Genomic DNA, 22,278 nt, shown 5'->3' on the forward strand with positions numbered 1-22,278 from the left:
AGCGCAAAAACGGTGTCAGCTGAAAACTGTGGACAGCAGCGTCATCCTGCCATGACCAGTCAGCCAGCAGACTCAGCAGGGTATGGGCGCGATCATCGTCAGCCTCACCACTTTCAGGAAAATATCGTTGCTGCGCCGTGGTCTGGTATTGCTGGCGTAAACTGAATCCGTCCGCAGGCGGGGTGTGGTCTGCTCCAGACGCTGTCGATACTGCGACACTGACTGCCACAGGGTCAGCCACTTTGGACACCGGCGTTTGCTGCGCGTTAACGCTGACCGGCTCTGTGACCAATACCGGCGTCGGATCAGGTGATTGTCCGGCAGGGATTGGCGTCATTGCTGGCGGCGTACCGGCAATTGTTGCCGGCGCCGCGGCTGATGCTTGCTGGCCTCTGATAGCCTGATAATACCAGACTCTGGCCTGAGCAGCGTCGGTTTGCAACATCTGAGCGCGATCGGGGACTTGCAGCACAGTGCCAGCCCGCAGTTTATTGATATCGCCGGCGACAAAGGCAGCCGGGTTGGCCTGCCACAGAGCATAAATAACCTGTGGCATGCTGACCTGTTCATCTGGCCTGGCCTGCACGGCAAGACGCCACAGAGTATCGGCTTTGGTTACCGGACCAAGTTCTGCGGCCAGCATCTTAGTGCTAACGAGTGTTGCTGTCAGCAGCAGAAGGCTGAACGTCTGCCGGATAATCTGATTAACCCGCGTCGTCATACTACCCCGGTATCGTTTGTGGTGTTTCAACGCAGCCGCTCCAGCACGTTAACATCAAAGTCAGCGGCGCTGCGGCCAACGTTAAATTCCAGTTCCTCAACAATCAGATCAGTGCTTTTTCCGGTCTGATGATTCTGCATGGTAAGTCGCATTGGCCGCCAGTATCTATCCCGAAACAATTTATAGTCGCTGGCGGTTAACGTTTTCAGCAAGCTTTGTTTTTTATCATAAAATTCAATTTTCTGAACCCGGTAATGCGTTTTGTCCACCCAGGCAATGGTTTTACTGTAGCCAGAGAACTTATCGGCGGGGATCCGTTCAATCACATAGCTCATTTCGCCATTGACTTCCTCATCACCTAAATAGCGGAAGTGGTATTTTTCCAGTTCAAATGAAGCCATATCTTCATAGGCAAATTCGCTTGCCATAAAAGGGCCCGATTTATTCCTGCTGGCAATGCGCCGGGTCCGCTTTATGGCGGGCAGATACAACCACTGGTCGTCTTCTGCTGTCGGATGAGAATGACTTAAAAACGCCGAACCCCGGACATCTCTTGGTTCGTCGAAAATAATCAATGATTTATCACCATCGTCCGGTACCTCGAGCGCCTGGGTCCGCATCCGCCGGATACTTTCATTGCCACTGGCATCACGCAAAATCATCACTACTTTACTTTCGCTATCGCCCCAGCCGCTATCGCGTTGTTTCTGCTCGGTGGCTATCTGCAATCCTTTTTCTTCAGCGCTGCCGGCGTTAACCGCCAGCACCGGCGCGCCCAGCAACACGCTGGTCACCAGCAACATGACGGCAGTACGGCCAATTTTAAGCTGTTGCATCAGTTTTATACTCCTTTGCATCAAATTTCAGCAGGCATGCTGGCAGATACAGAAAATCAATAATCAATGCCACCAGGATAACCAGTGCCGTTAACATACCCATATCAGAATTCAGCCTGAAGCCCGAGAGCATTAATACCGCAAAACCACTGACCAAGACCACGGTCGTGATCCACAGGGCCCGCCCGACAGTGGTAAAAGCATAGCGTATCGCCTGCTCGGTTGCCTGCCCTTCCAGTCTGGCTGCCCGGTATTTACTCAGGAAATGCACGGTATCATCAACAATGATCCCAAGGCTCATACCGGCAACCACTGACAGCGCCAGGTTAATTTCACCACTGAGCAGGCCCCATAAACCGAATGCCACCAGCGCCGGTGCAATATTAGGGATAAGGCTGAGCAACCCCAGTCGCCATGAGCGTAAACTAAATACCAGCAATAAAGAGATCAGTAACAGCGCCAGTGGTAAGGTCTGCAGCATTGATGCCATATTACGCTCACCAATATGGGCAAACATCAGGGCGGTGCTGGCCGCACTGGCAGAATATGCGCCGGCATGTTCACTCAGGTAGGCCAGCGCCCGGCTTTCAAAAGCGGTAAGCTGTTTGCTGCCGAGGTTTTTTAGACTTACCGCCACCCGGGTAGCGCTTTTATCCAGATTCAGCTGATTGTTTAAATCCAGACCAAAGGGCAGTGACATTTCGTACATCAGCAAGTACTGTGCAGCCTGTTGCTGAGTTTGTGGTAATCGGTAATAGGCGGGGTCGTCCTGATGCATATTCTTATTCAGCCGTCTGATCGTGTCGGTAATACTGTTAACATGCTGCACTTCGGGCTGACGCTGCAGCCATGCAGTAAAATCAGCTACAGCGGCTAAAAATTCCGGTTGATTTACCGCACTGGCTTCATCGCCGGCAATCACAAAATCAACAGTGGTGGCACCTGTCAGATTCTGCTCCAGAAAATCATTCGCCTGGCGAAATTCAGTATCAGCAGCGAAGTATTTTACCGCCTCATCATTAATGGTATTCAGGCTTATCAGAGCACTGCAGCCAATAATCACGATCGTCATGCCCCAGAACAGCGGCCGCTGGTAGTGGATCACCCTGTCGGCCAGCCAGAGCATGGCGGTATCTTTGCCAGCGGCAGCGCCGTTAGCGGTTTGCCCGGCACTTATTGGTAAAAATAACAACAATGCCGGCAGCAATATCAGGCTGAACACGCAGGCCAGCATGACGCCGACCGCGGTCATATTGCCCAGATCCCGCAATATCGGCACATCTGAAAAGTTCAGGGTTAAAAAACCAATGGCAGTGGTGGCACTGGTAATAAATACCGGCAAGATATTGCGTTTTAAACTGTATTTTATTGCCTGTAACCGGCTGTCACCGCGGCGCAGTGCAAATTGCATAGCGGCAATTAAATGCACAGAATCCGCTACTGCCAGCGTCATCAGGATAGTGGGCACATTAACAGTAGCCGTGCTTAAAAACAGGCCTGCCCAACCGGCCAGCCCCAGGGTACTGATGACTGTTACGACAATAATTATCAGGGTCGCCAGCGAAGCTAGGACTGAACGCAGCAACCAGGCCAGCATAATTAAAATTGCGGCAAACATAATCGGGATCAGTGTTTTTACGTCGTTCTCTGCTTCATAGGCAAACGCATGATTCATGGCAACGACGCCACTGACATAAAAGTCAGTATCGGGGTAAGCGGCTTTAAATCTATCCAGCATGGCAGACACCGCCTGCCACACTTCTTTCACTTCCTGCTGCAGGTTCTCCTCAGGCAACTGCAGAGTAATGTTAATAGCAGTCACTGAACCATCTAATGATATCAAGCGCTGCAGCAGCACGGGCTCACTCAGTGCCACCGCCGCTATCTTTTCCCGTTCCGGGCCGGTCAGTGCCAGATCTTCGCCCACCAGATCAGCCACCCAGAGATCATCGTCAATAGCTTCAGTATGCTGATAATTACTCAGTGAATCTACCCGGATCGAATAAGGTGTCTGCCAGGCGGCCTCGGTTAACTGCCGTACCAGCGTCAGGGTTTGGGCACTGAACACCTGCTTATCGGCCGGTGCTATCGCAATCAGAATATTGTCACTTTTGTTAAACTGTTGCTGCATCTGCTCATACGCCAGCAGTTGCGGATTATCGTCAGTGAAAAAAATCCGGTAATCCCCCCGGAAATACAGCTTACCAATACCAGCTGCACTGCCGGCGATAAACAGCAGACACAGCACGGTGCTAAGCCGCGGATAAGCGAGAATATGCTGGAGCCAGCGCTGAATCATCTGTTGCTACCTCAGGTTAACGTTACAGACATGTCGGTTTGGCTCTCAGCTTAGCAGGCAAATGGCAAAGCAGGGAGTAACCAATTGTATTAATGTTTGTTTTTCAGTTTTGGATAACAAAACTTGCACTAATTTAACAATATGCTAAACATAATGCAGTAATTAAGTAAAATATTGGAGACAGGATGTCACTGGCTGTTGTTTACAGCCGGGCCCGCCATGGCCTGGATGCCCCACTGGTTACCGTGGAGGTCCACATCAGTAACGGTTTGCCGGCGTTTCAACTGGTTGGCCTGCCTGAAACCTCGGTAAAAGAATCGCGGGATCGCGTCCGCAGCGCCATGGTCAACAGCGGCTTCGCCTTTCCGGATCGCAAAATTACCGTTAATCTGGCACCGGCAGACTTACCAAAGGAAGGGGGCCGGTTCGACTTACCGATTGCTCTTGGCATAATCGTTGCCAGCGGCCAGCTGAATGAACACAGCACGGGGCAGTTCGAATTTTATGGTGAACTGGCGTTATCGGGTGAAATACGACCGATCCTCGGTGAGATCCCGGTTGCGGTGGCTTGCCGTGATGCCGGCCGTGCCGCCTTGATGCCCATGCTGAATGCCCAGCAGGCGCAGCAGGTACCCAAAGCACAGGTGCACGGGGCAGAGCATTTATTGCAGGTACACAGCTTTTTGCTGGCGCAACAAGCGTTACCGGCCATTCCGCCTTTACCTGAGCGCCCGTTGCAGCATCAGGCTGATTTAGCCGATGTCCGGGGCCAGGGCCATGCAAAACGGGTACTGGAAATTGCCGCCGCCGGTGAGCACAATATGCTGATGCTGGGCCCGGCGGGTACCGGCAAGTCGATGCTGGCGCAGCGGTTGCCGGGCATTTTACCGGCCTTAACCGAGCAGGAGGCGCTGGCAACGGCAGCCATTTATTCGATTGCCGGCCTGCAACGCAACCTGACCGACTGGCAGCAGCGGCCGTTTCGCAGCCCGCACCATACCAGCTCCGCCGTGGCGCTAGTTGGCGGTGGTTCAGTACCCCGTCCTGGTGAAATTTCGCTGGCCCATCATGGCATTTTATTTTTAGATGAATTGCCCGAGTTCCCGCGTAAAGTATTGGATGTGCTGCGTGAGCCCCTGGAGACCGGCATAGTTCATATCTCTCGGGCTGCCCGCCAGGCTGAGTTTCCGGCCCAGTTTCAGCTGGTAGCGGCACTGAACCCAAGCCCGACCGGCCACCACGAAGATGGCCGGGCGACGCCGGAGCAGGTCATGCGTTATTTAAACCGGTTGTCGGGGCCTTTTATCGACCGGATAGAGTTGCAAATAGAAGTGCCGCTATTACCTAAGGGTATGCTCAGTCAACAGCATAGTCAGGAGGAGAGCAGCGCCAGTGTCAAAACACGGGTGGTCGCCGCGCGTGACATTCAGCTGGCACGCCAGGGTAAAGCCAACGCCCGGCTCAGCGGTAGCGAAATTGCTGACTTCTGCCTGCTAAAACAGGATGACGCCCGTTTTTTAGAAGACACTATTCACCGCTTTAAACTGTCGGCCCGCACTTATCACAAGATTATTAAAGTGGCCCGCACTATTGCTGATTTGCAGCAACAACCGCAAATCAGCCGCGCTCACCTGATGGAAGCGCTGAGCTACCGCGCGCTGGAGCGACTGCTAAGTTACCTGAAGAACTAAAGCAAGTTGCCAGTTCGACCGCTATCGGTTTACTCACATCAACATGCCGTAAATACATCCCTGCAGGCTCGATAGCTGTTCAAATTCGCTCCCTGCGAATCTGTCGGCCATCCAGGCCTGCAACGGTTGATTTAGAGCAAACCGACCACTTTCTCCGGACTTTCAGCCTTAAACCAGTTTCCAGTTAAGGGTTTCACCGGCATAAAACGGCACTATCGGGTTACCATTTGGCAGGGTGATTTCAGACGGTACCTGCCAGGTTTGCTGCCGCAGCGTTACTGTGCCGCTGTTACGTGGCAGACCGTAAAAATCGGCGCCATAATGGCTGGCAAAGCCTTCCAGTTTGTCCAGGCAACCTAATTCGTCAAATACCTGGGCGTATAACTCTATCGCGCTGTGGGCACTGTAACAACCGGCACAGCCGCAGGCGGACTCTTTACGGTGCTTTTCGTGCGGCGCCGAATCAGTACCGAGGAAAAATTTCGGCGAACCGCTGGCCACTGCCGCGCGCAGAGCCTGCTGATGAGTGCGGCGTTTTAATACCGGTAAACAGTAATTATGTGGCCGCACTCCACCTACCAGCAAATCATTACGATTCAGCAACAAATGCTGCGGCGTGATAGTGGCCGCGACATTGCTGCCAGCCTCACTGACAAAACGTGCAGCGTCGGCCGTGGTAATGTGCTCAAATACCACTTTCAGCTGGGGCAGACGGCTGACAATATGTTGCAGATAGCGGTCAATAAAGACTTTTTCCCGGTCAAAAATATCAATGTCATGGTCCGTCACTTCACCGTGTACCAGCAGCAACATGCCTTGTTCTGCCATGACTTCAAATACCGGGTACAATGAATCCAGAGCACTGACTGCTGCGCTGGAATTGGTTGTCGCGCCAGCCGGATACAGTTTTGCTGCCACCACTCCGGCGGCTTTGGCATCAATAATTTGCTGGCGGCTGGTTTTATCGGTTAAAAACAGGGTTAACAGTGGCTGAAACTCGCTACCAGCCGGCCGGGCGGCCAGAATCCGCTCGCGGTATGCGACGGCCATGTCGGCGGTAGTGACCGGCGGCACCAGATTAGGCATGACAATGGCGCGGGCAAACTGACGGGCCGTTGCGGGTACCGTTTCCAGCAGCATATCGCCATCGCGAAAGTGCAGATGCCAGTCATCGGGGGTTTGAATAGTTAATTGGCTCATCAGGGCTCCGGGCAGCTAACAAAAGATGGGCGCTATAATAGCAAGGATTGCACGACGGTGAAATCAACCGCGGCTGGAATTAGCAGCGCAGCGGCTTTTTTATTTGGCGCTGGCGGTTTTAACCGGCACCCGGGGTTTGCTACACTGCTACCAGCTTTAACGGCCACCGCTACGATGCTTTTTGCTGCATACAGGAACTCACACCATGTCTGATTTTGATTTTGACCCTGATTTTGATTTAAACAACCTTGATTTTGATGGCGCTGCCGACGCACTCGCCAAACAACAGGCAGATGCTGAAGCTAAGGCAGCCGAGCCTCAATTTGGTGATGACGACGATGAATGCAGCGGTGGCGCCTGTAAAATTTAGCGTTTACCGTGGATAAGGGCTTATACTGTCAGAAAATAATCTCTGGAATACAGTATGAAAAAAACCCGCATTATAACCACAGACGATATTCTGCTGACCCTGTGTCAGGCCGTTAATGGTGTGCTTGCCGCCGCTGGCAATCCTGCAATCAGCCACTCTCCGATGGTCCAGAAAATTCAGAAAACCTGCCTGCGCCCTGATCTTGGCTGTTTTGTGTTATTTGATGGCGGTTTTTCCGGGCTGGTGATTATTAATTTCACCGCGCCGGCCGCAATGGAAATCTACCGCAAATACATGATGAGTATGGGCATGCCGGAGGAGGAGCTGGCGCAGTTTCATACCTCTGATGAGGTCGGTAATGTGATGGGTGAACTGATGAACCAGATTGTCGGAGATTTTACCAATAAAGTCCGGCTGGATTTACATACCTCAATTAATCAGAGCCAGCCGAAAATGATGGCAATTAATAAACAGGTACAAATTCTGATTAACACCCAGCTAGACCAACCTCAGGCCCGCCGGGTGACCTTCAGTACGCCGGAGCACAATATCTTCTACATGGAACTGGCGATGGATAAAACTGAGTTCATTCAGTTAGAAGAGTTTGAACGCACCGAGCAGGAAAACCCGGACGATATTCTGGCTAATGCCCAGCAGTACCGCCAGGAAAATACCGTGGATATTGAACCGGAAGTCGACGACGATTTTCTGAAAAACCTCGGTTTCTAAAGCCCGTTAGCAGGCAGGATCTAGCTGCTTGCTACGCCGGATACTACGCCATAGCTGGCTTAAACCAATGGCCAGTACGCCGGTTAGCATCAGGGCCGAAAACGGCAAGGCATCGCCGGTATAAAACCAGGCCAGCATGGGCCCTGCCAAAGCACCACTACCAAAGCGCAGCGTGCCAATGACGGCAGTGGCGCTACCGCTGTTATCCGGAAACTGCATAATGATCATGGCGTCGGCATTGGTGGCCATTAACCCCAGGCTGGCCATTAATGGTGCTATGGTCAATACCGTGTACCACAGCCCCAGGCCATAATAATTAAAGCCACAGAGTAACGAGACGCTCGCGATGGCAACCACTAAGCCAAACCGCAACATGCGCTGCGGCCCGAATCGCACCACTAAACGGCTGTTTAGCAAATTGGCGCTCATTAAAGCCAGCACGTTAAAGCCAAACAGCAGTGCAAACTGCTGTTCGCTAACGCCAAAATAGCCAATATAAACAAACGATACAGCGGTTAAAAAACAGAAAAAGGCAAAAGAAGCAAACATCGAGCTGGCAATATCCGGCCAGGCTGATTTTTTCCTGAACACCTTAACGTAGCCACTGAAAAAGGCAGGGCGTTGCCGGGCACTGTCACTATTGATTTCCGGTAAAAAACGCCAGCAACAGCCGACAACAATGACGCCATATAATGCCAGAAACAGAAAAATAGCCTGCCAGCTGGCCAACCAGATCACGGCACTGCCCATCGCCGGTGCCAACAGCGGTGCCAGCATCATAATCATCGATACATAAGACATGCCTTTGGCGGTATGCTGCTGGTATAAATGCCGGATAATACCCGGCACCACTACCGAGGCGGCAGCGCCACAGAGCGCCTGCACCGCACGCCAGCCGAGAAACCACTCAATACTGCTTACCCGGCTTAACGCCACACTGGCCAGGATAAAGCCGGTTAAACCGAATATTGCCAGCGGCCGGCGACCGAGCATATCTGCTAAAGGGCCGAATAACAGCATACCGATACCATAAGCGGCCAGGAAAATGCTCAGCGATTGCTGTACCAGAGTGATGCCGGCATCCAGCTCAGCCGCCATCATTGGCATAGCAGGCAGGTACATATCAATTGCCAGCGGGGTGGTGGCGACCACGGCGGCCAGTAACATCAGTATCCAGAAAGAGGGGTCAGCCTGTCGCATTACCGGTACTCTTGTTGGCGGCAGTTTACAAGCCGCTTAGTAATGAAAGTGCGATTATCGCAGATGAAGAAGTTAACTGATGGGCAGCAACAGCTGCAAACTGGCACCGCCGAGTGAGCTGTCACTGACAATCAGCTTACCCTGATGCCACTGGACAATCCGCAGCACAATAGCAAGGCCAAGACCAAAGCCGCCCTCTTCCCGGTTGCGACTTTGCTCCAGCCGCTGAAACGGTTTAAGCACTTCGGCCCGGCGTTCTACCGGAATACCGGGACCATCATCGTTAACACTGACCCGCCAATAGCCTTGCTGGGCTTTAATATCTATCACAATGCGCTGCCTGGCGTAACGCTTGGCATTAACCAGTAAGTTCTGAATAGCCCGCTCCAGATAATGAGCATCACAATAAAACATCGCCACTGGCGGTAGCTGCAACTCAATAGCCGCACCCGGCAAAGGTGCCAGCTTTTCCGCCACGTTATTAATAAGCTCAGTTAAATCCACCTGCTGCATTTTCAAATTCAGCTGGTGGCTTTGTAATTTGGCATAGTCGAGCATTTCGTCGACCAGTTGCTGCAATTCTCTGACATCCTGCAACATCAGCTGTTTGTCATTTTCCGGTAATTGCATGGCCATCTCCAGCGCAAACTTCAGCCGGGCAATCGGCGTGCGTAATTCATGGGATACCGCATGGGTCATTTCCCGCTGTAATTCCAACAGTGAAATAATTTGCTGGCTCATTTGCTGAAAACTGTCCGCTATTGGCGCAATAAATGAGCGGGATGGTAGCTGCAAGTCAGCAGGTTGGCCTTTGCCGAAGCGTTGCAAGCCTTGTTGTAAAAAACGAATATCGCGGGCAACCGGCCAGAGCCAAAGTGCGACTGCCACCGCCAGCAGGCTGAAAAACAAAATACTGAACCAGTCAAACCCTGAATGCCCGTCCAGATGTAAAGGTCCCACCAGCCATAGCTGTTCGTTGCGCAGGCCATAAAAAAATACTTTATCGTCCTGAAATAACGGTAACAGATGGTTTTGCTGCAGCAGTGTCCACTCATCGGCCTGCCAGCTGACGCTGTCGAGGGGCACCGCCTGATAAGGCAAGCCAAGATGCCCGGCCCACTGGTCTTGGGGCAGCTGCATGACCAGGGCAATTTGTTCAGCCAGGATGTCAACCAAGGCAGGCGGCTGATCACCTTGTGCATATTGCCAGAGCTGATCAACCGTCCAACCAAGGCCAATGAGTACCAGAAATAAAAATAAATAAAAGTGCAGAAAAAGCCGATGCATACTTACCAGGCATCAGCGACAAATAAATACCCTTTGCCCCAGACGGTTTTGATCCGAAACGGCACCTCAGCGTTATCGCCCAGCTTACGTCTTAAGTGCGAAACCCTGACATCAACTGTCCGGTCAAGCCCGTCATATTCACGGCCAATAATCTGCTGATGAATCGCCTCACGTTTAACGGTCTGCCCGGCATGCCGCGCCAGCATCCACAGTAAATCAAATTCATAACTGGTCAGTTCTACCAGATTATTGTCGAACCAGGCTTCCCGGGAGCGTTGTTTCAGTAACAAACGACCAAAAGTTAATTCCTGTCGCTCGGCTTGCGGGCTGATCTGCGTCCGGCGCAACAAGGCGTTAATCCGCGCCAGCAGCACCCGAGGCTCGACCGGTTTAATAACATAGTCATCGGCCCCGAGCTCAAGCCCCAGCACCTGATCAATATCACTTTGTTTGGCGGTCAGCATCAGCACCGGGCCTTTATACCAGGGTCGGATTTGCCGGCATACCCCAAAACCGTCCAGTCCGGGTAGCATTAAATCCAGCACAATTAGATCCGGCTGAAATTGCTTGCACTGCTCCGCCACCCGATCACCGCGGTTTTGCTGCTGCACGGTAAAACCATGCTGCACCAGAAAACTCTGCACCAGCCCGGCCAGCCGGGCATCATCTTCCACTAACAGAATCTTGGCCATTAAAAAATACTCCATGCGCCGGAAATACGGCGACGTTTTGCCGGCTGTCGGCTCAATACCAGTAATTCAGTACTCAGTAATACCTGCTGCTGCTGTCGCAAACTGAGCCAGCCCTGTTGCCAGTTAATCTGCTGTTGCCACTGGCCACTGGTCGCTTGCTGCCAGCATCGCTCTGCCTGCTCAGCCAGATACAGGCAGACTGTTCTTGGCGTATCACTGAACCAAATCACTCTGAGCTCAGCCTGACAGCCCTGCTCAATTTTATCAGCAACACAGACGATAGGGCTGACCTGCCAGCACAAGGGTTCGGCACAGGAGTCAGCCGCACTGTCAGCCTGACTGGTTTGCGATATCAGCAACAGCAACAAAAAACCGCAACGCAGCATCCACATCAGAAAAACCGGTAACTAATACCACCAAACCAGGTGGTGACATGGTCAGATCGTACCAGAGCACTGTCAGTCATTGCCGTGTCAAAATGTAAATATCGCAGAAGTACCAACGCGCTCAGCCGTTCTGTTAATGGTTTGTTCCAGTTTAACCGAAGTTCTGCGTGCCAGCTATCCCGCCCCTGATATTCCTGACCCAGGGGAACTTCTAACGGTGTTAAGCCATAATAGGTATCGATCAGCTGGGCACTTTTCCAGTGCAGATGGGCTGACAACTGCCATTTTCCATACGGAGTATGCCAGCCCCGGCGCGCCCCGGCACTGGCATACTGGCCATGATGTTGCCGGCTGGCGTCTGTCCAGTACGCCAGTTGCCAGAGGATGCCGTTACTGACCGTATCTAACTGCAGACCTACATCAAAGGCGGTCGGTCTTTTCGTCACTTCGCTGACGGCAACCTCTGAAGGCGCCTGCCGTTCAGTAGCAGCGCTAAACTGAGGCATGCTCATTACATTGGCTTCAAACTGCAGCAGGTTACCGCTGAACCATTGCTGGAAATAACCTTTTTCCTGATTAAACTGGCCAATCACACTTAACGAAGTGGTCTCGCTGAGTGCCAGACTGGTGCCCAGCCGGCCATTATCAAAAAACCAGTATTTGCTGTAATAGTAGATTTCAGGCAGGACAACCAAATCAAGCTGTTTGCCACCATGCAGCGGGTTACTGCGTTGGCCGTAGCCAAATGCCAGGCTGAAATACAACTGTTGTTCGGTGATACAGTCATCACCCTGGCAACTGCGTGTACTGGCAGTTGCAGCCATGCTGCATAGTAATATGCTGATTAATAAAACAATTTTATAGGGCGTTTTCGACACGACAGCTTACCTGATTACACTGGCTCTGTAGTTTAGCAAGTGGCAGGCACCTACCGAAACAGAAATAACATAGTTTCACAAATTAACCACGGTGATTATCTGGCAAAGACTGAAGCAGCAGGCAAACGCCGAAATTGAATCTGCTTAAGAATCCATCTATGATGAGCAAACTATAACTATAATGCGCTGCTCAGATTGCTGCAGTAAACTGCAGGGCTGCACCGCTGTAACAGCAGAGCTGATAATGAAAGATAAAGCGACATCTTTTGATATTGCCTATTTAGCCGGGGTATCACAATCCACGGTGTCCAGGGCGCTGCGCAATAGCCCGCAAGTTAATAAAGAAACCCGTGAACGGGTGCATGCCATTGCGAAACAACTGAATTATAAAGTAGATAAAAATGCCAGTAACCTGCGTAAACAGCGAAGCAGTACCCTGGCGCTGCTGTTGTTTGAAGACCCAACTTCTGACGAGTCGCTGATTAATCCGTTTTTTTTATCGATGCTCGGTAGCATAACCCGGGCCTGCGCGAAGCGAGGTCAGGATTTGCTGGTATCGTTTCAGCAACTCAGTGATGACTGGCATGCCGATTATGAAGACAGCAATAAAGCCGATGGTATTATTTTGCTCGGTTATGGCGATTATGTTGATTATGAAGAAAAGCTGGAAAAACTGTTAGCACAGCGAACCCACTTTGTCTGCTGGGGTGCAGAAGTGCATGATCACCCGGAGTCGACCATTCGCAGTAATAACAGGGAGGGTGGCCGGCTGGCCGGCGAGCACTTACTGGCGAATGGCTATAAAAATTTCGCGTTTGTTGGCAATGCTTCCGAGCATAGCCCGGAGTTTTTTGAACGCTATCAAGGCTTTACAGACGCCCTGCTCGCCACAGGCATTCAGCCGGATGATATTGTCCAGTGCGATGCTATTTCCACCGAGAACGCCGGTGATCATGCTATCCGCCAGATTATCCGCCAGGGCAAGCCTGTTGATGCGGTATTTTGTGCCAGTGATATTATTGCCATAGGTGTGATGCGGGCCCTGCACCAACTGGGCTATCGTATCCCGGCTGATATTGCGGTCATGGGCTTTGACGATATTCCGGTGGCATCATTTGCAACGCCGGCACTTAGTACCATTCAGCAGGATACCTCGCTGGCTGGCGAGATGCTGGTTGATAACCTGCTGCGGTTAATCAACAATGAAGTGATTGTCAGCACCCATATTCAACCCAAATTGATTATCCGTCAGTCCTGTGGCAGTCGCTGACGGTAAACAGGCCGCCAGGCTGACACCCGCCTTAGCTACCTGCCGGCGGATGTCTCTGGTGGCATCAGGCTGATTTATTCAGCGCTTTGCAAAACCAGCAATCCATAGCTGCCCAGGCTGGTGCCATCCAGATCAAAAGCCCAGCTGGCGTGTAATCCGTTGCGGTTAATCTGGCTGATGTCCTGTATGCTGTCGGTTAAATTCAGCACAAAGACACTTTTGCTGCCGTCGAGCTCACGACTGATTTGCACCACGCCATTATCCAGCTGACTAACCTGATAACTGCCGGCAACACCCAGCTCCGGCCGCTGTTTTTTCTGGGCAATTAGAAACTTATACAGCTGCCAGACCGAGTCTGGCTGAGCCTGCTGTGCTGCAACGCTACGATCTGCGATAGCCAGTTGCTCAGCCAGAAAACCAGGCCACCAGTTGGGGAACCCGTCGCCAAACAATGTCAGTTGTTCTACCCAGCTGCGGTCACTGTCAGTAAAGCCAGCCTGTTTGGTGTTATCCCACAACATTGGCGCACGCTTAAAAACATCATGACCACTTCTGTCCTGGGTTAATCCAATTTCTTCACCATAATAAATATATGGTGTGCCCGGTGAGCTGAATAACATAGCAGCGGCAAGCCTGGCTTTATTATCATGTTGTTGTAACTGATAGGCGACGCGCTCCTGGTCATGGTTCGTTAAGAACGGCGCAAAAAAGTTAAGCGGCGCCACAGAATCAAGTCGCTGCTGCACATTCTGGCGCAGTACGGTAGCATCAGCAATCTGCTGCTGATTTGACTGCATAGTACCAAACTGGGCTTCACCGGCACTGCCCTGCTGTAACAAGCCAAGAATTTTATAGCCTACTTCAAAATCAAAACCCTGATCTAAGCCTTTACCGTTGCCATAATAACGGGCGGCTACCGGGATATCGACCCAGGCTTCACCGACCAGATAGGCATTCGGATTAACGCTTTTGACAAACTGATTAAAGCTTTGCCAGTAAGCGATTGTTTCAGCGGTATCGGCCTGAGCATTTGGCCCACCTTCCATGGCAAACCGAACCGCATCTAGCCGAAAACCGTCAACGCCTTTATCAAGCCAGAATTTGGCCATTTTTTCCATTTCCGCAACTACATCAGGGTGCCGCAGGTTGACATCAGGCTGGCTGGCGCCAAAAGCTGCATAATAATATTGCTGACGGGTTTCATTCCAGTGCCAGACGGCTTCCGGCTTATCGTTATCACTCCAGGCATGGCCCCAGCCACTGCCGGCCCCAGGCATATCATCGCGCCAGATAAAATAGTCTTTATAGGGTGCTTCACCGGCGGCAGAGCGTACAAACCATTCATGCTCACTGGAAATATGGTTAATCACCAGATCCAGAATCACTTTCATGCCCCTGGCCTCAGCTGCCTGAATAAAGGCTTCAAACTCTGCCATGCTGCCGTAATCGCTTTCTACCTGATAAAACTCGGTAAAATCATAGCCATGGTAAGACGGCGCTTCAAACATTGGGGTTAACCATAGCGCATTTACTCCCAGCTCCTGCAAATAAGGCAGCTTGGCGGTCATACCGTTGAAATCGCCATGACCATCACCATCAGTGTCATAAAAACTGCGCGGCCAGATCTGATAGAAAATGGCACTATCCCACCAGGCAGCAGCAGGTTGTGCGGCAGACTGCGGTAACGTTGCAGCAGCAGGCTGCTGTGCACTGCTGCTATCAGGGTTTAAAGGTGCTGGCTGGCATCCGCCTAGCAATATTGCCAGGGCCAGTGAGCTTAACGTAAAGGCTTTCATTGCATCCCCACTTTAATGTTAATCAGCGTATCAGCTTTAGTGCACACTGCTGCACCATAGCGAAACAATATTCTGCAGCTAAGCTTGGTAATAGCGCCAAAACGGTGCAACAACAAGATGAATACGTATGCACAGTTTTGCGCAAAACCGCTGCTTTCGTGTAGTTTAAGCTGACGCAAACCACACATAATGATAATGACAATCCCCGGGGACGTGAAATGAAACAACCTAAGCTCTCTTTCTGGCAGATCTGGAACCTCAGTTTCGGCTTTCTTGGGGTGCAAATAGGCTTTGCACTGCAAAACGGTAATGTCAGCCGCATCCTGTCAGATCTGGGGGCAGACTTGTCATCACTGTCATTATTCTGGCTGGCGGCCCCGATTATGGGCCTGTTGGTACAACCTATTGTTGGCGCCGCTTCTGACCGCACCTGGAACAAAATGGGCCGGCGCTTACCCTTTATGCTCGGCGGTGCCGTTGTCGCAGCAGGCGCCATGATGTTGCTACCGAACGCGTCTATGGTGGTTGCTTTTATTCCGCCAATGTTATTTGGCCTGGTCATTTTTGCGATTAAAGATGCCGCTTTTAACGTCACGTTTCAGCCATTCCGCTCGCTGGTATCTGACATGGTACCACCTGAGCAGCGTAATCTGGGTTACTCGGTACAAACCCTGCTTATCAATATTGGAGCGGTATTCGGTTCTGTTCTGCCGTTCGTGCTAACCAACGTAGTGGGGCTGGACAATGCTTCCCGTGCTGGTGAAGTCGCACCGTCAGTGGTCTGGGCTTTTTATATCGGTGCTACGGTATTGCTTGGCAGCGTCCTGTGGACAGTATTTCGTACCAGAGAATACCCACCTGAGCAATATTATGCTTATAAAGGGCTGGATTCTGAGGCACAAGCACTGGCTGAAGAAGTGCGTAAGTCACGCTCGCTTGGCGAAAAGTTAAGCGACTTCTGGCAAACGATGAAAAGTATGCCAAAAATCATGAAGCAACTGGCGGTCGTGCAATTTTTTTCATGGTTCGCGCTGTTTATCATGTGGACTTACTTTCCGGCAGCGATTGCCCAGCATACCTGGGGAGTCGGCACAGAGTGGTATAGCGGCGCCTATATTGCTGAAATGGGCGGCGTACCGGCGCATATTGCCGCTGCAAAAGGCGCCGCCGGTGACTGGGTAGGTATTCTGTATGCCGGTTACTCGCTGTTTGCGGTGTTGTTTTCGCTGATAATGGCAAAGCTGGCCAACCTGCTTGGCCGCAAATTTGTTTACTCAATGGCGCTGCTGGCTGGTGGCCTCGGCTATTTAAGCTTTGTGTTATTTACCGATCCCACCATTACTCACGTTAATCTGCTGATTACCCAGATAGACATTCCTAAAGGTGCGCTGGGGCTGATGATCCCGATGATAGGCGTCGGTATTGCCTGGGCTGCTATCCTGGCTATGCCTTATGCGATTCTGGCCGGTGCCTTACCGCCTGAAAAAACCGGGGTGTACATGGGGATATTTAATTTCACTATCGCCGCACCGCAAATTATCTCCGGCTTGATTGCCGGCTGGATTTTAGGCTCGTTATTTCAGAATCATGCGGTATATATTGTGATGTTAGCCGGTGCTGCCATGGTACTGGGCGCCCTGTCAGTATGGCTGGTGCAAGAACAGGAGATCACTGAGCCAGCCGGACACTAATTTGCTTTTGAATATCGCGGGTACAAATCTAGCCGCGGTTGTAGGCTTCTGCCAGCCAGTGTTTTACGCTGTCATCAATATCGGCAGCTGTGCTAAGCCGGATGCGATGGCTGCACATCGCATTAAAACTGCCTGACGCCGCCGGTGGCAGCTTGTCTGGCACGGTGAGCGATCAAGTTGGCATTACCATGACCAATAGCAAATTCACTTTTTAACCAGTTCACTGTGTTTGCTAAAGTTTTGGCGGGTTGCCAGCGCCAGCCATTCTGCCTGGCTTTTGCCGCTGGCCAACTCCAGATTCCGCCATTGGCTTTGTTCGGCCGTCGTCATTTCTGTCATCATAAGGTCCTCAGCTTATCACCACGGTACCCGGGGTTTCAGTAACTGTTCTGGCATCAGCCCGTTCAATTATTTTTACCAGCACAGACTGGATTGTTTCATCCTGTCTTGCGTCCTGCTTGCTGACAAAGCGTTGCTCCTGCACTGTCGCACCGGCCTTGGCAATAAAACCGACCACGACCTCAGTTGCACAATCGGCACTTTTGCCCGCATAGGTCAGGGTAATTTGCGGGTAGCCGTCAAAACCTTTGTTTATCTGCTTTGCAATACGTTTTTTTGCTTTTTCGAGATGCATTATGCTGCCTTAGTGTCTGCTTGCGATGCGTCAGTAAGGTAAAACTATAACACTAAACCTGGCGGGTAATGGCTTTTACCACCGCGTTGGCTGAACAGACCGCAGATTCGAGTAATGGCACCCCTTCTGACGCCCAGGAGCCACAGTAAAACAATTTGCGATCAGGCTGCTGATGCCACTGTTGAAGGGCTGCATGAACTGTGGCGGTGGCCGGCCCGACGACGGCCCGCTGCATTGGGATCCGGGCCAGCACTTTCGCAGGCTCAGGCTGACACTGCGGGTTCCAGGTCTGAAATACCGGGGCCCGGCCTTGTAACGACGGTTCTATCTGATTCACCCAGACAGTAAATACCGGTTTTTGTAACTGCCGGTCCAACTGAAAATTCAGTGCGGTCCAGTCCTGTTGCTTCGCCGGCATAAAGCGGGTGTCCTGATGCACCCATAGCTCACCGGCGTCAAAACAGACCTTTGCCAGCATTTGCCGCTCGCCGCTAAACTGGCTGTTGTCAAGAAAGCCCAGCTGATTAGCCTGGGTGGCCACAATAACCCGATCAAATTCACCACCGTGGCCCTGCTCATTAATTACTCTTATCTGCTGCCCCAGGTCCTTAACTTGTACGACGGGACTGCCGCTTTGCAAGGTAAGGCCCTGGCTCAGGGCGTTAACAAGCGCTGTGGTACCGCCCTGCAACCGGCACAGCGAAGAGCTGTATAAAATACTGTGAAGTAACGATAGCAGCTGCGCCGCAGGCCAGTTCAGCAAGTGCTTTTCATCGCAGGTGCAAATGGTGGTAAGAATCGGCAAAATTAAGCCGCGCCAGAATAGCGGGTCAAAATGGTGTTGCTGCAACACGGCCCGAAGCGTCACATCAGCCGGTTGCTGTTGCAACTTTTGAGTGAGCCGCCAAAGTTGCCAGCTACCGCAAGCCATGCGCAGAGCATGGCTGTTCAGATAGCGCCAGGACCCGACAAATGGCCAACCGACCATCGGCAATTCGCCACTGCGAAACCAGGTCTGGCCATTTGGCCAGCTGCAGGATGTATGGGTGCGCACCTCAAAGGTAGCCACGCCGGCTTCATCGGCAAGTTGCAATACCGCGGGCCAGCGGGCAGGGCTCATTACCCGTAGCGGCACATCCACCAGGCCACCTTCTGCCTGTATCGCATGGGCGTCCATACCATGGCGGCGCTGGGCCTCAAATACAGTAAGCTGATGGCCAGCGCGGCGCAGCCGGTAAGCCGCAGCCAAACCCGCCATGCCGCTACCTATTACTGCAATGGAATAGCTCACCCTGCTGCTATGCTCCTGTTAGCTGGCGCCACCTGGCTCAGTATACTGAGCTATAAACTTTTCTTTGGTGGCAGCGCCACATTGGCAAAAATAAGACCACCCACCAGCGCCATTAAAATCATAAAGGTTTGTTGGCCTACCCGGTCAGATACCACAAAATCCTGACCTGAAATCAGTGAGTTTAAGCCAATATAAGTTTTACTGCCTGGCACCAGCACAATCAGGCCATGCATAGCAACGATAACCGCTGGTGCTCTGGCCAGCCGGGTAAACAGGTTGCTGTAGATCCCTACCGCAAAAGCCCCGAGAAAAGCCCCCATGGTAAAGTCAACCAGACTGGCACCGGTAATACTCACCCCGTAAGCAATAAAACCTGCTGCGAGTGACCATAGCGTATACTTGCCGCGGCTCTTAAACAGAACTATCAGCGAGCTGACCAGGATGCCCACTGCCAGCCAGGCAAAATGGCGGGAAATCGGTTCAGGCTTAACAAAGTCAACGGTTCCAAATAGCGTAAAGCCGATAGCGATGCCCAGAAAGGCACCGAAATACAGCTTAAATAACATCATCAGCGCATCCATAATCCGGGCATTGCCCGATACCAGATGCCGCGCTGCCAGCTCAGCAAAACCGATGGTCAGCGCCAAACCGGGAATAAACGAGATAATGGCGGATAACACACTGAGCCGGATATTAATGCCGGGGTCGATATAACGGCTGATGGCACAGGCACCAATGGCCGCAGCAAGCGCCACCAGTGGCTCAAGCATATTGGCAATGCGTGCTGAACGCTGGGCCCAAAGTACAAACAGATACACTAACAGCGAAAGTAACGCCGACCACAACACATCATTCCAGCTGGTGGCCATCAGCATCGCAAAGGCACCACCCGATGCCATCATTGCCACGGCAGTTGCCAGCTTATTGTAGGAGCTTGGTCTGTTATCAATCGCATCAAGCAGCGCATCGGCTTCATGAATACTTACCTGGCCCTGTAATACCTGATCGACCAGCTCGTCAGTACGCGACAGAGCGCCTAAATCGAGATCCCCCGGATTGACCCGGGCTGCATGGGTATATTCCTGCTCATGGCCATCGGTCCATACCACAAAGGTCATTGAGGTCGGTGAAATAATAAAAGACGCCTTCAGGCCCAAATGGGTCGTCAGCTCAGTTAAGTGCGCTTCTAACCGGTAGGCCGGGGTGCCATATTTGTGCAGCATCTTGCCAAGCTTAACGATAAATTTCCGTTTCTGATTAAAGTCATCTGTATACAAAAGCGGCTTCCTGCAATTGGTGGTGGGTTGAAAAATCAGCTGATACAGGCATTGTAACCTAACGATATACCGATGCCAGCCTAAACAAAAAAACTCGCTAAAACTGATAGTGGCGGGTTTCTGATAGCGGGTTACTTAAAGCATAGAGGCCAGTCACTTTCCGCCATGATGGCCTGTGCTCAGCTGCTGTAGAATTTACCTGTTTCTGTGAAGTTGTTGCAAAAACATCATGGCTGGCGCTGGCTAAACGCTGAAACCCACTGAAAAATAGCATGCTGTAAGATAATAAGTCTGGCACCATGCTTGCAGTTCTAAGATGTTCGCTGAAAATACTCATGCTTAACCGATGACGAGGAGGTACTTATGCTTAAGCGTACATCTTTACTAACCAGCCTGTTACTGGCAAGTGGTATGGCATTCGCCGCGGGTACGTTCGAGAGCGCTGATACCGACCGCGATGGTATCTTGTCTGCAGCGGAATATCAGCGCTATGTCTTTAACTACGATGTCTATACCCGTCGCGACAGCGATAAGGATGGTCTGTTAAATGAACAAGAACTCGGCATTTCGGTATTCGACGCCGATGACTTTGCCAGCTGGGATGCCGACGGTGATGGTTATCTGACCTACAATGAGCTGAACATCACTTTGTTTGACTACTATGATGAAGACGACAGCAATGGCTGGGATAACGATGAATGGACTAAGGCCAGTGCCGACGACTGGTTCGACTTTTAACCTGAGCAGCCAGTTAACACCCCAGTAAGATTGTCCGGGCGGCGGAAAAAATGGCCATCGCCCGGGCTTATTCCCCTTAGCTTCGGCCCCGCACGGTAAAACGTTTAATAATAGAGCGGACGTCTGCGACCGTTTCATTCAGGCGGCTATTGGCTTGCAGTGAATTCCCTGCAGACGTTTTAGTGCTGGCAGCCCCGTCAGCTATTTCAACAACCTGCTGATTGATATGTTCAGCCACCGTACTTTGCTCTTCAACCGCCGCAGACATTTGCAAGGTCGACTCGGTGATCTGGCCTACCGCGTTATTAATCGACTCCAATGCCTGGCGGGTCTGCTCGACAATATCAACGCCACGACTGGCCGCCTTTTCCCCCGATTGAGAAACATTAACGGCATTACTTGCCCGTTGCGTCAGCACTTCGACAATTTTATGTATTTTGTCGGTTGATTCACGGGTTTTTAACGCTAATGAGCGCACTTCGTCGGCAACGACGCTAAAGCCACGGCCCTGTTCACCCGCTCTGGCTGCCTCGATTGCGGCATTCAGCGCCAGCAAATTGGTCTGATCAGCGATTGATGAAATAATGGATGCTGCCTGGCCGATTTCATTGGTCGACTCAGATAATTCGCGGACAGTCCGGGCAATCGATGCGACCGAGTCACTCAGTTGATCAATGGCCGTTTTCGCATCTTTAGCCAGCACCGTGCCCTCTTTCACGTTATTCAAGGCATTTTTGGCACTCTGGGCATTGGCTTCAACGTTACCGGCCACTTCCTGAATGGCGGCAGACATTTCGGTAATAGCTGATGCCACCAGCTGAGTCGCATTTTCCTGATGCTCAGTCGCGGCAAAAGTCAGCTGGGTTTCCTTTAACGTTTCAACTACAATACTATCCAGTCTTACTGTAGCATCTTCTATCCGGGTCAGCGCCGTCCGGCTTCTGGCAATTTCACATGCCAGTGCCAGTTTAGCCCGGGCCACGCTGCCATCGTCGCTGAAATAGGTTTGCGCCACGGTAAGGTTGTTATAAGAATCAGGGCTGATATCCAGCAGTGACTGCCATTCGCCGCGCCGTTTCAGTACCATCCACCCCGCTGATACCAGTGTTGCTGTCAGCGCCAGGGCGGCTGCGGTTGCCGATGACAGATATGCGATAGCCGCTGTTGCCAGCCCCCCGGGAATGGCCACTGGCATAATAACTGATAACATATGTCCCAAGCTTGTCCAGCGTGAGGTTGCCGCTTTACCGGCGTTTATCCGCTGATACGCCTGCTCTGCCCGGGCAATCTCC

The 22,278-nt window shown here is 51.8% G+C and carries 22 protein-coding genes; 6 read left to right on the forward strand and 16 right to left on the reverse strand.

The genetic code is table 11. The features are described from left to right. The 3 genes from R3177_RS04965 to R3177_RS04975 form a co-directional block, all read right to left on the reverse strand. The coding region (locus tag R3177_RS04965; RefSeq protein WP_318969932.1) for a FimV/HubP family polar landmark protein at positions 1-721 on the reverse strand (721 nt) is incomplete at its 3' end. Positions 722-747: 26 nt separating this feature from the next. Further along, positions 748-1,557: an outer membrane lipoprotein-sorting protein gene (locus R3177_RS04970; protein WP_318969933.1), complete on the reverse strand. Its 810-nt coding sequence runs from the start codon at positions 1,555-1,557 to the stop codon at positions 748-750. Beyond that, entirely contained in the window at positions 1,544-3,856 is a 2,313-nt protein-coding gene (locus R3177_RS04975; protein WP_318969934.1) for an efflux RND transporter permease subunit, read from the reverse strand. Before R3177_RS04975 ends, R3177_RS04970 begins: the two co-directional genes overlap by 14 nt. Positions 3,857-4,041: 185 nt before the next feature. Here R3177_RS04975 and R3177_RS04980 point away from each other — a divergent pair, with 185 nt between their 5' ends. After that, a complete protein-coding gene (locus R3177_RS04980) occupies positions 4,042-5,547 on the forward strand; it encodes a YifB family Mg chelatase-like AAA ATPase (RefSeq protein ID WP_318969935.1) in 1,506 nt (501 codons plus the stop codon). A gap of 168 nt (positions 5,548-5,715) precedes the next feature. Here R3177_RS04980 and pyrC read toward each other — a convergent pair whose 3' ends face one another. Further along, positions 5,716-6,747 (reverse strand): dihydroorotase, encoded by a 1,032-nt coding sequence (gene pyrC, locus R3177_RS04985; RefSeq protein WP_318969936.1) that lies wholly within the window; start codon positions 6,745-6,747, stop codon positions 5,716-5,718. A 205-nt stretch (positions 6,748-6,952) separates the two neighbouring features. Between pyrC and R3177_RS04990 the strand changes: the two genes are divergently transcribed. Then, the gene (locus R3177_RS04990) at positions 6,953-7,117 is read left to right on the forward strand and encodes a hypothetical protein (RefSeq protein ID WP_318969937.1); all 165 of its coding nucleotides are present in this window, start codon (positions 6,953-6,955) and stop codon (positions 7,115-7,117) included. A 54-nt stretch (positions 7,118-7,171) separates the two neighbouring features. After that, positions 7,172-7,846 (forward strand): DUF3334 family protein, encoded by a 675-nt coding sequence (locus R3177_RS04995; protein ID WP_318969938.1) that lies wholly within the window; start codon positions 7,172-7,174, stop codon positions 7,844-7,846. A 6-nt stretch (positions 7,847-7,852) separates the two neighbouring features. On the opposite strand, the gene R3177_RS05000 is transcribed toward R3177_RS04995, so the two are convergent. The 5 genes from R3177_RS05000 to R3177_RS05020 all read right to left on the reverse strand — a co-directional run bounded on the left by R3177_RS05000 (position 7,853) and on the right by R3177_RS05020 (position 12,235). Beyond that, complete coding sequence (locus R3177_RS05000) at positions 7,853-9,046, reverse strand: multidrug effflux MFS transporter (RefSeq protein ID WP_318969939.1); 1,194 nt, start codon at positions 9,044-9,046, stop codon at positions 7,853-7,855. Positions 9,047-9,118: 72 nt separating this feature from the next. Beyond that, the gene (locus R3177_RS05005) at positions 9,119-10,333 is read right to left on the reverse strand and encodes an ATP-binding protein (RefSeq protein WP_318969940.1); all 1,215 of its coding nucleotides are present in this window, start codon (positions 10,331-10,333) and stop codon (positions 9,119-9,121) included. A 2-nt stretch (positions 10,334-10,335) separates the two neighbouring features. Next, positions 10,336-11,025, reverse strand: coding sequence for a response regulator (locus R3177_RS05010; RefSeq protein ID WP_318969941.1), 690 nt, complete (start codon positions 11,023-11,025; stop codon positions 10,336-10,338). Beyond that, complete coding sequence (locus R3177_RS05015; protein WP_318969942.1) at positions 11,025-11,417, reverse strand: DUF3019 domain-containing protein; 393 nt, start codon at positions 11,415-11,417, stop codon at positions 11,025-11,027. Before R3177_RS05015 ends, R3177_RS05010 begins: the two co-directional genes overlap by 1 nt. After that, positions 11,417-12,235, reverse strand: coding sequence for a MipA/OmpV family protein (locus tag R3177_RS05020; protein ID WP_318969943.1), 819 nt, complete (start codon positions 12,233-12,235; stop codon positions 11,417-11,419). The genes R3177_RS05015 and R3177_RS05020 overlap by 1 nt, the downstream gene beginning before the upstream one ends. Positions 12,236-12,533: 298 nt before the next feature. On the opposite strand from R3177_RS05020, the gene R3177_RS05025 reads away from it, so the two are divergent. Then, positions 12,534-13,559, forward strand: a complete 1,026-nt coding sequence (locus tag R3177_RS05025; protein ID WP_318969944.1) for a LacI family DNA-binding transcriptional regulator — start codon at positions 12,534-12,536, stop codon at positions 13,557-13,559. Positions 13,560-13,633: 74 nt separating this feature from the next. Here R3177_RS05025 and R3177_RS05030 read toward each other — a convergent pair whose 3' ends face one another. After that, positions 13,634-15,355 (reverse strand): alpha-amylase family glycosyl hydrolase, encoded by a 1,722-nt coding sequence (locus tag R3177_RS05030; RefSeq protein ID WP_318969945.1) that lies wholly within the window; start codon positions 15,353-15,355, stop codon positions 13,634-13,636. A gap of 218 nt (positions 15,356-15,573) precedes the next feature. Between R3177_RS05030 and R3177_RS05035 the strand changes: the two genes are divergently transcribed. Further along, complete coding sequence (locus R3177_RS05035) at positions 15,574-17,046, forward strand: MFS transporter (protein WP_318969946.1); 1,473 nt, start codon at positions 15,574-15,576, stop codon at positions 17,044-17,046. A gap of 122 nt (positions 17,047-17,168) precedes the next feature. Here R3177_RS05035 and R3177_RS14805 read toward each other — a convergent pair whose 3' ends face one another. From R3177_RS14805 to R3177_RS05055, 5 genes are read right to left on the reverse strand one after another with little or no spacing between them, the layout of a single operon-like run. Next, the gene (locus R3177_RS14805; protein WP_413229069.1) at positions 17,169-17,270 is read right to left on the reverse strand and encodes a DUF4287 domain-containing protein; all 102 of its coding nucleotides are present in this window, start codon (positions 17,268-17,270) and stop codon (positions 17,169-17,171) included. Continuing rightward, complete coding sequence (locus R3177_RS05040; protein ID WP_318969947.1) at positions 17,251-17,388, reverse strand: hypothetical protein; 138 nt, start codon at positions 17,386-17,388, stop codon at positions 17,251-17,253. Before R3177_RS05040 ends, R3177_RS14805 begins: the two co-directional genes overlap by 20 nt. A 7-nt stretch (positions 17,389-17,395) precedes the next feature. Beyond that, positions 17,396-17,680 (reverse strand): hypothetical protein, encoded by a 285-nt coding sequence (locus R3177_RS05045; RefSeq protein ID WP_318969948.1) that lies wholly within the window; start codon positions 17,678-17,680, stop codon positions 17,396-17,398. Between the two features lie 52 nt (positions 17,681-17,732). Further along, positions 17,733-18,971 (reverse strand): FAD-dependent oxidoreductase, encoded by a 1,239-nt coding sequence (locus R3177_RS05050; protein ID WP_318969949.1) that lies wholly within the window; start codon positions 18,969-18,971, stop codon positions 17,733-17,735. Between the two features lie 50 nt (positions 18,972-19,021). Next, a complete protein-coding gene (locus tag R3177_RS05055; protein ID WP_318969950.1) occupies positions 19,022-20,248 on the reverse strand; it encodes a threonine/serine ThrE exporter family protein in 1,227 nt (408 codons plus the stop codon). 363 nt (positions 20,249-20,611) lie between these two features. On the opposite strand from R3177_RS05055, the gene R3177_RS05060 reads away from it, so the two are divergent. Beyond that, entirely contained in the window at positions 20,612-20,986 is a 375-nt protein-coding gene (locus R3177_RS05060; protein WP_318969951.1) for a hypothetical protein, read from the forward strand. A 76-nt stretch (positions 20,987-21,062) separates the two neighbouring features. Here the strand turns inward: R3177_RS05060 and R3177_RS05065 are convergent. Next, positions 21,063-22,278 (reverse strand): methyl-accepting chemotaxis protein (locus tag R3177_RS05065; protein WP_318969952.1); only part of this gene is annotated, 1,216 nt, incomplete at its 5' end.

It is taken from the genome of Arsukibacterium sp. (assembly GCF_033722355.1).
Classification (GTDB): domain Bacteria; phylum Pseudomonadota; class Gammaproteobacteria; order Enterobacterales; family Alteromonadaceae; genus Alishewanella.

Coding starts and splice junctions, on each gene's coding strand:
- R3177_RS05005 (WP_318969940.1), bottom strand. CDS start 10,333: ATGCATCGGCTTTTTCTGCACTTTTATTTATTTTTATTTCTGGTACTC.
- pyrC (WP_318969936.1), bottom strand. CDS start 6,747: ATGAGCCAATTAACTATTCAAACCCCCGATGACTGGCATCTGCACTTT.
- R3177_RS04980 (WP_318969935.1), top strand. CDS start 4,042: ATGTCACTGGCTGTTGTTTACAGCCGGGCCCGCCATGGCCTGGATGCC.
- R3177_RS05030 (WP_318969945.1), bottom strand. CDS start 15,355: ATGAAAGCCTTTACGTTAAGCTCACTGGCCCTGGCAATATTGCTAGGC.
- R3177_RS05025 (WP_318969944.1), top strand. CDS start 12,534: ATGAAAGATAAAGCGACATCTTTTGATATTGCCTATTTAGCCGGGGTA.
- R3177_RS05000 (WP_318969939.1), bottom strand. CDS start 9,046: ATGCGACAGGCTGACCCCTCTTTCTGGATACTGATGTTACTGGCCGCC.
- R3177_RS04995 (WP_318969938.1), top strand. CDS start 7,172: ATGAAAAAAACCCGCATTATAACCACAGACGATATTCTGCTGACCCTG.
- R3177_RS04975 (WP_318969934.1), bottom strand. CDS start 3,856: ATGATTCAGCGCTGGCTCCAGCATATTCTCGCTTATCCGCGGCTTAGC.
- R3177_RS05045 (WP_318969948.1), bottom strand. CDS start 17,680: ATGCATCTCGAAAAAGCAAAAAAACGTATTGCAAAGCAGATAAACAAA.
- R3177_RS05015 (WP_318969942.1), bottom strand. CDS start 11,417: ATGTGGATGCTGCGTTGCGGTTTTTTGTTGCTGTTGCTGATATCGCAA.
- R3177_RS05020 (WP_318969943.1), bottom strand. CDS start 12,235: ATGGCTGCAACTGCCAGTACACGCAGTTGCCAGGGTGATGACTGTATC.
- R3177_RS04970 (WP_318969933.1), bottom strand. CDS start 1,557: ATGCAACAGCTTAAAATTGGCCGTACTGCCGTCATGTTGCTGGTGACC.
- R3177_RS05010 (WP_318969941.1), bottom strand. CDS start 11,025: ATGGCCAAGATTCTGTTAGTGGAAGATGATGCCCGGCTGGCCGGGCTG.
- R3177_RS05035 (WP_318969946.1), top strand. CDS start 15,574: ATGAAACAACCTAAGCTCTCTTTCTGGCAGATCTGGAACCTCAGTTTC.
- R3177_RS05060 (WP_318969951.1), top strand. CDS start 20,612: ATGCTTAAGCGTACATCTTTACTAACCAGCCTGTTACTGGCAAGTGGT.
- R3177_RS05040 (WP_318969947.1), bottom strand. CDS start 17,388: ATGATGACAGAAATGACGACGGCCGAACAAAGCCAATGGCGGAATCTG.
- R3177_RS04990 (WP_318969937.1), top strand. CDS start 6,953: ATGTCTGATTTTGATTTTGACCCTGATTTTGATTTAAACAACCTTGAT.